Raw genomic sequence first — 10,761 nt, 5'->3', positions numbered from 1 at the left:
GGCCCGCGCCCGGTGGTGCACCGGGCGCGGGCCGCCTCGCGGGTCAGTCCTGGGTCTTCGCCGTGGTCAGTCGTCCGACTTCGCGGCCGGCAGCTTCTCGGAGATCAGGTCCATGACCGTGCTGTCGGCCAGCGTGGTCACGTCGCCGATGCTGCGGTTCTCCGCGACGTCCCGCAGCAGCCGCCGCATGATCTTGCCGGAGCGGGTCTTGGGCAGCTCCGGGACCATCATGATCTGCCGCGGCTTGGCGATCGCGCCGAGCACCTTCGCGACGTGGTCGCGCAGCTCCTTCAGGAACTCCTCGCCCTCGACGTCGCCGTCGGCGTCGCCGCGCGGGATGACGAACGCGACGATCGCCTGCCCGGTGACCGGGTCGGTCGCGCCCACCACGGCCGCCTCGGCGACCTTCGGGTGCGCGACCAGGGCCGACTCCACCTCCGTGGTGGAGATGTTGTGCCCGGACACGAGCATGACGTCGTCCACGCGTCCGAGCAGCCACATGTCGCCGTCCGCGTCCTTCTTGGCGCCGTCCCCGGCGAAGTACAGGCCCTCGAAACGCGACCAGTACGTCTTGATGTAGCGCTCGTCGTCGCCCCAGATCGTCCGGAGCATCCCCGGCCACGGCTCCTTGACGACCATGAAGCCGCCGCCGCCGTTCGGCACGGACTGCCCCTGGTCGTCCACCACGTCCGCGGCGATCCCCGGCAGCGGGCGCATCGCCGCGCCCGGCTTGCACTCCGTCACCCCCGGCAGCGGGCTGATCATGATGGCGCCGGTCTCGGTCTGCCACCACGTGTCCACGACCGGAGTACGGTCACCGCCGATGTGCTTGCGGTACCAGACGTATGCCTCGGGGTTGATCGGCTCACCGACCGACCCCAGTACGCGCAGGGACGACAGGTCGTACTGGGCGGGGATGTCGTCTCCCCACTTCATGAACGTCCGGATCGCCGTGGGCGCGGTGTAGAAGATGGACACCTTGTACTTCTGGATGACGTCCCACCAGCGACCCCTGTGGGGGGTGTCCGGGGTCCCCTCGTAGATGACGCTCGTCGCGCCGTTGGCGAGCGGCCCGTACACGATGTAGGAGTGCCCGGTGACCCAGCCGATGTCGGCCGAGCACCAGTAGACGTCCTTCTCCGGCTTGAGGTCGAACACCGCCCAGTGGGTGTACGCGCACTGCGTCAGGTACCCGCCCGTGGTGTGCAGGATGCCCTTGGGCTTACCCGTCGTCCCCGACGTGTACAGGATGTAGAGCGGGTGCTCCGCGTCCATGGGCTCGGGGGTGTGCTGGTCGCTCTGCCTGTCGACGACGTCACTCCACCACAGGTCGCGGTCGTGCTCCGTCACCTGCTCGCCCGTGCGGCGCACCACGAGGACGTGCTCGATCGTCGGCGTCTGCGCGACGGCCTCGTCCACGATCCCCTTCAGGTCGGACGGCTTGCCGCGCCGGAACCCGCCGTCCGCGGTGATGACGAGCTTGGCCTGCGCGTCGTCGATGCGGGTGCGGAGCGCCTCGGACGAGAACCCGCCGAACACGACGGAGTGGGTCGCGCCGATGCGCGCGCACGCGAGCATCGAGATGGGCAGCTCCGGGATCATCGGCAGGTAGATCGCGACCCGGTCGCCCTTGCGGACGCCCAGCTCCAGCAGCGCGTTCGCGGTCTTGTTCACCTCGCGTTGGAGGTCGGCGTAGGTGAGGGTACGGGAATCGCCGGGCTCGCCCTCCCAGTGGTAGGCGACCTTCGCGCCGTGGCCCGCCTCCACGTGGCGGTCAACGCAGTTGTAGGCGACGTTCAGCTCGCCGCCCACGAACCACTTCGCGAACGGCGGGTTACTCCAGTCCAGGACTTGGTCCCAGCGCTTCGTCCAGGTGAGCCTGTCCGCCTGCTCCGCCCAGAAGCCCAGCTGGTCCTCCGCCGCCTGCTCGTACGCCTCGGCCTTGACGTTGGCCGACTCGGCGAGCTCTGCGGGCGGGGAGAAGCGCCGTGTCTCCTGCAGCAGGTTCGACAGTGTTTCTTGGCTCTGGCTCAACGCGCACTCCTTGCTAGCTGAAGCGGGGGTCGCCCGGCATCCCCACTTCACCAGGAAGGTCCCCGGTCCCACAAGGCCACCCTTCCGGATGGCGGAGAACAGCGTGACCGGCGGACGGTGTTGACGGATGCCCAATACACCACTTCCCAGGCTGTCCCTCCGGAATCGCCGTTCAGTTCCCTGGCCGTGGGGCCTTGCATGGGCGTGGTGGGGGACCGCATAAAGTCGGGCCGTGACCGATGCCCTTGCTGATGTAGCGAACCTGCCCGGCGTCTCCGACGCCGTCGACGACGCGCGTCGTGCCGTGGACCGGCTGCTCGGCCACCGCATCCTGCGGCGGCGCAGCGCGGAGGTGTCCACGGAGTCCGCACTGCGCGGCGCCAGGGCCTCGGCCGTCCTCGACGGCGGCTCGGTCACGCTCGATGAGCTGCGCACCACCGAGAACCCGTCCGACCCCGCCGTCCAGGGGGCGCTGCGCGTGTCGGCGGAGCTGGGGACGCTGACGGACACCTGGCGTAGAGCGCCCCGGCAGGCCCTCGCGCGGCTCCACGTCCTCGCGGCGGCGGACGCGGTGGACAGCGCCGATCTCGGACGTCCGCGCTCAGCCGATGGGACCGTGAAGGACGTTCTGGGCCTTGGCGAGGCACCGTCGCCGCCCGAAGTGGCATTGCGCCTGGACGCGCTGAGCGGGCTGCTGACGGAACCGACGAAGGCACCGGCGTTGGTGGTCGGCGCCATCGTGCACGGCGAACTGCTCACTCTGCGTCCGTTCGGCTGGGGAGACGGGGTCGTCGCTCGTGCCGCGCAAAGACTCACCTACGTCGCCCGTGGCCTGGACCCCAAATCACTTGTCGCCCCAGAGGTCGGGCACCTGGAACTCGCCGACGGTTATGCCGAGGCACTCCGGGCCTACTCGTCCGGCACTTCCGAGGGCGTGGCCCAGTGGATCGGACATTGCGCGGAGGCGGTGGCCGCGGCGGCACGTGATTCGCAGGCCATCTGCGAAGCACTCATGCGCGGCTGAGGATCGCGGTATGGCGGATCGGATGCATGGCAGGCCGGCGGCGCCCACCGAGACGACCATCTCGTCGGTGAACTGGGATTCGCGTGACCTGACGGGCGAGCAACACACAAGTGTTCTGTTCGTGGACGTTGACATGACCGAGGCCAGTGGGACGGGTGCGGCCTTCACCGATTGCACGTTCCGCGGTGTGCGGTTCCACGCGTCCACTCATACGGATGCCGCGTTCCTGAACTGCACGTTCGTCCGGTGCGGTTTCTTTGACGCGACCTTCAGCGGATGCAAGCTCGTTGGCAGTCTGTTCGACCGCTGTACGTACGACCTGTTGAAGGTGGAGGGCGGTGACTGGTCGTTCACGGGTCTTCCAGGTGCCGACCTACGCCGCGCTTCGTTCACCGATGTGCGGATGCGCGAAGCCGACCTCACCGGAGCGCGGTGCGCGGGGGCCTCGATTCGCGGTGTCGATCTGTCGGGTTCGTCACTCCACAGGGCGGACTTCTCCGGCTGCGACCTACGGGGGAGCGACATATCGGGGATGGATCCGCTCACCGTCGAACTGAGGCGCGCGGTGATCGACCCGTACCAGGCCGTCATCCTGGCCAGGGCCTTGGGGGTTGAGGTCCGCGACTAGGGCGGGGCCCAGGGGAGTGCCGGGGCTTCGCCGATGGCACAAAGCGAACGGCGCCCTCAGCAGAGCGCCGCCGCCAGCCACGTCACACCGGGTTACCAAGCGTGCACCTGTATTCGTCGGAGCGGGTCAAGCCCGTCTCGACGCGCCTCCCGCGGCTGATCGCGCGTGGGTGCCCGGCTGCCGTGCTCGGACACTGGGTCCGTATGACCTGTCTACGCCTCATTTGGCCTGCTGACAAGCCCCCCATTCGCAAATCCCGGCCCGCTCCCCGCTTGCGCGCCGGACGGGACACCCGTTGCCTTGTGGGGTCAACTCGGGATGTAACCCGCCATTCCGGACTATCCGTAACCACCTCGCGGGTCGCAAAATTGATCACGCACCGTGATCGCTTCCATTTGGCGGCCGGATCCGCGATGTGGCGGGAAAGATCTTTAGTTCTCCTGTACGCTCCCACTCCCGTCCCGATGCACTCGCCGTGCTCGCGGGAACGGGGCCCTCTGTCAAGGCAGCGGCGCCTTGCGGGTACGGTCTGGAGGGGATCGTCCCAACCTGGTGAGAAAAATCGTCACCAAACGGGGCGCGATTGATCTCGACGGAACTCCCAAGCGTTGGGCAGCATATGTTGTAACTGCCTAGACTGGAGTCAGTAAGTTTGCCTCTGCTATAGAGCGAGCTTGCGTACGGCTTACGCCGAACTCCCCGAGACTTTCCTGGGAAAGCGGGCCGGCTCTACCCCCCCGGAGCCGGACCGTCAGGCGACCCCCGCTCTCCCCCCCCGGCGGGGGTCGCCCAGCGTCAGCGGCCGGGGCGGTGGCGAAACCCCCCTTGCCACCGCCCCGCCGCCGACCGAGACTCCGACACCGGGCCGCCACGTACCGGACACCGCGTCCTCCTCCGCCCTGTACGCCAACGCGTCACAGGCGCATGGACGCCCGACTGCCGCACCGAGACGCCCGCCCTGCCCGGCCGGCCCCTCCCGGATCGCAGGCCCGCTCGCCGAACTGCACGGCATGGTGATCACGCCCGGCGCCCCAGCAGCCCCCGCGCCCGCCGAAGTTATCCACAGCTCGCGGAACGTCTTCCATGCCGTCACGCAGCGTCGCAAGGTGGTGTCTCCGAACGTCGAAGGAGCCACCGATGAATCTCGCGGCACTGATCGTGACGGGCGACCCCGCCCTCGCTGACGGCCTGCTCCGGCTTGCGGCCGCCGCCGACGCACACGCCGAGGTCGCCTACGGCGCCGACGAGGCCAGGGCCGCCTGGACGTGGCCGTCCCTCATCCTCGTGGGCGCCGACTCGGCCCAGGACGTGGCGTCCGCAGGCCTCCAGCGCCGCCCGGGCGTCGTCCTCGTCACCGGCGACGCCACGTCCGACGCGTACCGGCTGGCCGTCGAGGCCGGAGCCCGGGACGTCGCCCTCCTGCCCGACCACGAGGACTGGCTGATCAACGCGTTCGCCGCCGCCGGCGAACCCGAGAGCGGCTGGGCCACCACGCTCTGCGTGGTCGGCTCCCGGGGCGGTGCCGGAGCCAGCGTGCTCGCCACCGCACTCGGTCTGGCCGCCGCGGGGCAGGGCCTGCGCACCCTCCTTGTGGACGCCGACCCGTACGGCGGCGGCGTCGACCTGATGCTCGGGCTGGAGGAGCATGAGGGCGTCCGCTGGCATGACCTCGCCGAACGGCGGGGCCGGTTGAGCAGCGCGACGCTGCGGGAGACGCTGCCGCGGTCAGGCGACCTGTCCGTCCTGTCGTGGAGGCGCGGGGAACCGGTGCCGGTCTCCGACGACGCGGTCAGCTCCCTGGTCGACGCCGCCGTCCGCGGCTTCGACCTCGTCGTGGTGGACGTGCCCCGCTACCCGGGCGACGTCGGCCGCGCGGCGCTGCGGTCGGCCGACACCACGCTCCTGCTCGTCCCCGCCGAGGTCCGCGCGACGGTCGCGGCCGACGGCCTCGCCGCAACCCTCCGCCGCGACACCGCCGACGTCCGCCTGGTCGTCCAGGGCCCGGCCCCCGGCGGCCTGACCGCCGACGCCGTCACCCGGGCACTGGACCTGCCCTCCGCCGGCACGTTCGAACGCGACCGCCGCCTCCCCGCCGCCATAGACGAAGGCGACCTGGCCCGAGCCTGCCGCCGAGGCCCACTCACCGAGTTCTGCTCCACCATCCTCGCCGACCTGGCCCTACAGCCCTACGCCTACCGAGAAGAAGCCGCCTAACACCAAAGATTGGCGGGGCTGCCTGCGCCGTCCGCGGGCCGGGGCTGCCTGCATCGTCCGCGCGGCGAGACCACCTGCATTGCCCGCACGGGGAAGTTGCCTGCCCACGCGTTTCTCACCCGTTCCCCCGCGACCAGTGCCCGGCAGACCAGCGCCCGGCAGACCACCGCCCGGCGGGTCGCCGCCCGCGTCCACCTGGCGGAGCCACCGGGCTGAGACCACGGCGCCCGCCACCAGTGGGTGTGCAGAGCCGAAACGACCGAATCACCCGGCCAGAACGGCTGGCCGTCCGCCGCTACCCCCACCACCCAGACCAGAACAGGAGGACAAGGCCGTATGACGAGGCTGTCTGACGTCATTCGGGATCGGCTGGCCGATTCCGGTGCCGAGCCGACCACCGGCCGGGTCGCCGCGGCCCTGCGCGCGGAGGAACGACTCCTCGGCGATCGCGAGGTCCTGACGCTCGCCGACGAACTACACGCCGAGTTCGTCGGCGCGGGGCCGCTGGAACCGTTACTACGGTCTCCAGACGTCACAGACGTTCTGGTGAACGGCCCGGACGAGGTCTGGGTCGACACGGGCTCCGGCCTCGTCCGGACCGGCCTGCGCTTCGCGGACGAGCCCACCCTGCGCCGCCTCGCCCAGCGCCTCACCGCAGCCGCCGGACGCCGCCTCGACGACTCAGCCCCCTACGCCGACGCGCGCCTCCCCGGCGGGGTGCGGCTGCACGCGGTCCTCCCGCCCGTGGCGGCAACCGGAACCTGTCTCTCCCTGCGGCTCCCCCGCCGCCGCGCCTTCACGCTGGACGAACTGGTCGCCGCCGAAACCGTCCCGCCCGAGGGCGCCGACCTGCTCGCGGGCCTGATCAAGTCCCGAGCCGCCTTCCTAATTACCGGCGGAACGGGAACGGGCAAGACCACCCTTTTGAGCTCGCTGCTATCGCTAGCGGATCCGACCGAACGACTCCTCCTGGTCGAAGACTCTGCCGAGCTGCGACCGTCCCACCCTCACGTGGTCCGGTTGGAGGCACGACCGCCGAATATGGAGGGCGCGGGAGGTGTGAACCTGAACGACCTCGTCCGCCAGGCACTCCGCATGCGCCCCGACCGCCTCGTCGTAGGCGAAGTTCGAGGCCCGGAGGTGGTGGTCTTGCTGCAAGCGCTGAACACGGGGCACGAGGGCGGCTGCGGCACCCTTCACGCCAACACCGCGGCCGACGTACCGGCCCGCCTCGAAGCGCTGGCCTGCGCGGCGGGGCTGACCCGCGAGGCCGTTCACAGCCAGCTCGCCGCAGCCCTGGACTTCGTGGTGCACCTGGTACGCGACCCGGGTGGAGGCCGCCGCCGCGTGGCGGAGATCTGCCGCCTCCGTCGAGCACCTGACGGCCTGGTCGGTGTCGTCCCCGCGGTCTCGTTCACCCCATCCGGCGGAATTGTCCAGTCCTCCGACGCCGACTCTCTGTTCACAAGGCTGCGAGGCACCACGTGATCCTCGCGCTGGCGGCCCTCTGCTCGGCGGCCGCCGTCTGGACACTCCTGACCCCTTCTCCCGCAGTCATCCGCCTGGACCGCCTCGCAAGCCGCCCAACCAAAACCCCGCTCCACTACGTCACGTCCAAGGCCGAGGCGCTCAAGGAACGCAGGACCCGTCCGCAACGATGGCGCACGTCGGTCATCGAGCTGTGCGATGCGATGGCCGCCGAACTGGCCGCCGGCCGAACCCCGGACGAGGCGTTCACAGCAGCCGCGACCGTCCTCGACCCGCACGTCTCCAAGGAACTCCTCAACATCCCTCGCCCGCCTCCGGACCACTTGGAGGAACTGGCGTCCCGGCCCGGGGCGGAAGGGCTGCGACTTCTGGCGGCCTGCTGGCGCATCGGCTCCGAACGCGGCGGCACCCTCGCAGCCGTCCTGGACGGCCTGGCCGCGGCCCTCCGCGACGAAGAGGCACAGCGCCAGGACGTATCCGTTCAACTGGCAGGCCCGCGCGCAACAGCCCGGCTCCTAGCCGCACTACCGCTACTGGGCCTGGCCATGGCGTCGGCCTTGGGCGCGCACCCGATCCCGTTCCTTTTCGGCACCCTCCCCGGCCTGGCCTGCCTAATCACCGGTACGACCTTGAACCTGACCGGCCTCTACTGGACCCACCACCTAGCCCAATCCGCCGAGTCCCCCACCAACACAAAACCCAAAACCGCCGCCGTGTGACCGGCCTCGTAGGCGAGGCGAGGCGAGGCGAGACGGAGCGGGCGAACGGCGGTTCGGTGCTGCCGAGGTGCAGGTCGAGTGTTGGCCCCGATCCGTCCCGATCCTCGCCCGTCCACCCAGGTAGCTCGACCGAGGCGATGCACTGCGTCTCGTCCACGCACTAAGCAGGCCACACCAAGGAGTTCGGATGACGACGTTCATGGCCGTGCTGTTTGCAGCAGCGTCGGCCTTCCTGTTGCCTCGAGGTCCGATCCCAGCCGTACAACGCCTGAACGAGCAGTTCCGAACCCCCAAGTACCCCTTACCAGCGCGTCATCCCGCAGGCGACCAACGCAGGACACAGAAGCCCCCTCACGAGCGGTCATACGAGAAGGAACGACACACAGACCTGATCACACAGAAGACATTGACCCCGTGGTCCAGGGCCCCCGCCGCCCGCAAGCCGAGCCCCAACCCCCAGGAACCGGCGGATGTGCGGCTTCGTGTGACCACAAACGAGCCCCTGGGGAGGGCAATGCCTTCGTGGTCCCGCGGATCCGGGCGTGGAAACGGGACTGCTCGGGAGGGACGAGAGCCTGATTGGTCGACCACCCACGAGGGGCCCATGCTGGCGTCCACGGGCCGGGCCCTCCGGCTCGCTTCCGGAGGTGGGGTGGATGCGGAGCGGGCGAGAGGGCCTTCGTCGTTCGGGGCGCCTAGCTTCGGTGAGGACGGAGCCGCCCACCGGACGTACCGTCCGGACACATCACCGGGTCATCGCACCGAGCGCGCGGCTGACCGGCGGAAGTCGAGTGCCAAACCAGCTGCGGAAGGGATGGGGCGGAGCGACGTCCTCCTTCGGCGCGTTGCCGCGGCTGCGACGGGAGTGCTGTGCCTGGTGACGCTGGGCGGGCTGCCCGGCGCACTGATCGGTCTACTGGCGGCGGTCGCCGTCTGGTTCTCTTTCGGCCGCCTAGGAAACGCGGAACGCAAGCGCAGGCGGGCGCGCCTCGTCGCCGACCTGCCCGTGGCGGTTGACCTTCTCGCAGCCTGCCTGCGTGGAGGCGCCCCATGGCACGACGCTGTCGCAGCGGTCGCGGAAGCGGTGGGCGGCCCGCTCGGGGACGAGTTGATCGCAGTCTCCGTCCAGATTCGGTTAGGGGCCGACCCGGCTGACGCGTGGCTCGCGCTAGCGGAGGAGCCGATGCTCGCCCCGCTGGCCCGCGCAGCCACACGCGCGGCGTCCACCGGCGCGGCGCTGGCGCCGTCCTTAAGCCGCCTAGCCCGAGACCAGCGACGCGTAGCGCGCTCCGCGGCGGCGGCCAGAGCGCGGGCAGCGGGCATCCGCGCGCTCGCCCCACTGGGCCTGTGCTTCCTTCCCGCCTTCGTCCTGCTGGGCGTCGTCCCGGCCATCGCCGGGATCGCCTCGACGATCCTCATCCCGCGGTGAAACCGGAGTTATCCACAATGCGGCGTTCCCTCGTTACTCCGCCCCGGGGCCCAGCAGCCTCTAGGGAGAACCACAAACGAAAGGAGCCCCATGCGGGCGATACAGATGGTGAAGCGGCGATGGGCCGACAGAGGCGGAGACCGCGGCATGTCCACGGCCGAGTACGCGGTCGGCACCATCGCCGCGGCGGCGTTCGCCGGCCTCCTGTTCAAGATCGTGACCAGCCCGCAGGTGAAGGAGCTGCTCTTACAGATCATCGAGAAGGCCCTCAAACTGGCGGGCTGAGGGATCGCGGGATGGCCACGGCGGAGATCGCCGTGGCGCTCCCCACGCTCGTCCTGGTCACGGCGATTGCACTGTGGGGCCTGACGGCCGCGTCCGTCCAACTCACCTGCACGGACGCGGCCCGAACCGGTGCCCGCGCCGCGGCCAGGGGCGAGTCTCTGACCGCCGTCCGCGAACGCGTGGCGGAGGCAGTCCCAGATGGTGCCACGGTCCGGGTGAGCCAAGACGGCGCCACCGTCCACGTGGACGTCTCCGTCCCCGTCAAACCCCCTGCGGCAGCCGCGCTCCCACCCTTGACCGTCCAAGCTCACGTAGCCGCCGCAACAGAACCAGGCGTCCCACCCGACGATGCCCGACCAGCTATCTCAGGCCCTGAGGAGGCCACCGACCGACCAACCCCTGAACCAGATTCGCCGGGCGGCCCCAGATGAGGCCCGCCCATGGCATCGGGCTCCTGTGGAGTGTCGCTGCAGCCAAAGCTCGCGTGGCCGCCTGGTCCAGGCGTTGCATGAAACCCAACAGCGCAGCCCGAGCAGCGACCCCGCAGCGATTGACCACAGCAACGTCCCAAGCACTGCAATCACCCACAGGAGCCCGCCGCCCCTGTGCCGCCGCCGAACTCATGGGCGGTCCCCGGCATTGATGTCGACCAGGAGCTAGGTCCCCAACGAGCCCAGGAGCCAGGACTGAGCCAGCGGCCGAGCCAAGGGGCCGGGCCAAGAGAACGAACCCAGTGGAGGGACCGAGCGCCGACGGGGGCCTGCAGTTAGATCGTCAGCGTCAATGCCCATGCCCAACTTGCCGGTGCGGGAGGTGGGTTGCTCCCGAGGGGCGGAGTTGAACGGGGCCGAGCCGAGGGGACGGCCAAGGGCCGAGCCGAGGGGATGGGCCGAGGGGATGGGCCGAGGGGATGGGCCGAGGGGATGGGCCGAGGGGATGG

At 70.2% G+C, this 10,761-nt stretch carries 9 protein-coding genes; 8 read left to right on the top strand and 1 reads right to left on the bottom strand.

Features of this window, described 5'->3' with window-relative positions; all coding sequences use genetic code 11:
- Positions 1 to 66: 66 nt before the first annotated feature.
- Complete coding sequence (acs, locus tag IEZ03_RS36305; protein ID WP_184890022.1) at positions 67 to 2,034, bottom strand: acetate--CoA ligase; 1,968 nt, start codon at positions 2,032 to 2,034, stop codon at positions 67 to 69.
- A 232-nt stretch (positions 2,035 to 2,266) separates the two neighbouring features.
- Between acs and IEZ03_RS36300 the strand changes: the two genes are divergently transcribed.
- The 8 genes from IEZ03_RS36300 (at position 2,267) to IEZ03_RS38760 (ending at position 10,252) form a co-directional block, all read left to right on the top strand.
- Positions 2,267 to 3,058 carry a Fic family protein gene (locus IEZ03_RS36300; protein WP_184890020.1) on the top strand — a complete coding sequence of 264 codons (792 nt, stop codon included), beginning with the start codon at positions 2,267 to 2,269 and terminating at the stop codon, positions 3,056 to 3,058.
- Positions 3,059 to 3,068: 10 nt separating this feature from the next.
- The gene (locus IEZ03_RS36295) at positions 3,069 to 3,686 is read left to right on the top strand and encodes a pentapeptide repeat-containing protein (RefSeq protein ID WP_184890018.1); all 618 of its coding nucleotides are present in this window, start codon (positions 3,069 to 3,071) and stop codon (positions 3,684 to 3,686) included.
- 1,137 nt (positions 3,687 to 4,823) lie between these two features.
- Complete coding sequence (gene ssd, locus IEZ03_RS36290; RefSeq protein ID WP_184890016.1) at positions 4,824 to 5,900, top strand: septum site-determining protein Ssd; 1,077 nt, start codon at positions 4,824 to 4,826, stop codon at positions 5,898 to 5,900.
- Positions 5,901 to 6,236: 336 nt separating this feature from the next.
- Positions 6,237 to 7,388 carry a TadA family conjugal transfer-associated ATPase gene (locus IEZ03_RS36285; RefSeq protein ID WP_184890014.1) on the top strand — a complete coding sequence of 384 codons (1,152 nt, stop codon included), beginning with the start codon at positions 6,237 to 6,239 and terminating at the stop codon, positions 7,386 to 7,388.
- Positions 7,385 to 8,107: a type II secretion system F family protein gene (locus tag IEZ03_RS36280; protein ID WP_229808805.1), complete on the top strand. Its 723-nt coding sequence runs from the start codon at positions 7,385 to 7,387 to the stop codon at positions 8,105 to 8,107. Before IEZ03_RS36285 ends, IEZ03_RS36280 begins: the two co-directional genes overlap by 4 nt.
- Positions 8,108 to 8,984: 877 nt before the next feature.
- Entirely contained in the window at positions 8,985 to 9,536 is a 552-nt protein-coding gene (locus tag IEZ03_RS36275) for a type II secretion system F family protein (protein ID WP_229808804.1), read from the top strand.
- A gap of 90 nt (positions 9,537 to 9,626) precedes the next feature.
- Entirely contained in the window at positions 9,627 to 9,821 is a 195-nt protein-coding gene (locus IEZ03_RS36270) for a DUF4244 domain-containing protein (RefSeq protein ID WP_229808803.1), read from the top strand.
- Between the two features lie 11 nt (positions 9,822 to 9,832).
- The gene (locus IEZ03_RS38760; protein ID WP_281399909.1) at positions 9,833 to 10,252 is read left to right on the top strand and encodes a TadE family type IV pilus minor pilin; all 420 of its coding nucleotides are present in this window, start codon (positions 9,833 to 9,835) and stop codon (positions 10,250 to 10,252) included.
- Positions 10,253 to 10,761: the final 509 nt, after the last annotated feature.

Source organism: Actinomadura livida (assembly GCF_014648675.1).
GTDB classification, from domain to species: Bacteria; Actinomycetota; Actinomycetes; order Streptosporangiales; family Streptosporangiaceae; genus Spirillospora; species Spirillospora livida.
This window is presented reverse-complemented; position numbering and strand designations above follow the sequence as displayed.

Excerpts from the sequence above, each read along its gene's own strand:
- IEZ03_RS36295 (WP_184890018.1), top strand. The coding sequence starts at position 3,069 with ATGGCGGATCGGATGCATGGCAGGCCGGCGGCGCCCACCGAGACGACC.
- ssd (WP_184890016.1), top strand. The coding sequence starts at position 4,824 with ATGAATCTCGCGGCACTGATCGTGACGGGCGACCCCGCCCTCGCTGAC.
- IEZ03_RS36285 (WP_184890014.1), top strand. The coding sequence starts at position 6,237 with ATGACGAGGCTGTCTGACGTCATTCGGGATCGGCTGGCCGATTCCGGT.
- IEZ03_RS36270 (WP_229808803.1), top strand. The coding sequence starts at position 9,627 with ATGCGGGCGATACAGATGGTGAAGCGGCGATGGGCCGACAGAGGCGGA.
- IEZ03_RS38760 (WP_281399909.1), top strand. The coding sequence starts at position 9,833 with ATGGCCACGGCGGAGATCGCCGTGGCGCTCCCCACGCTCGTCCTGGTC.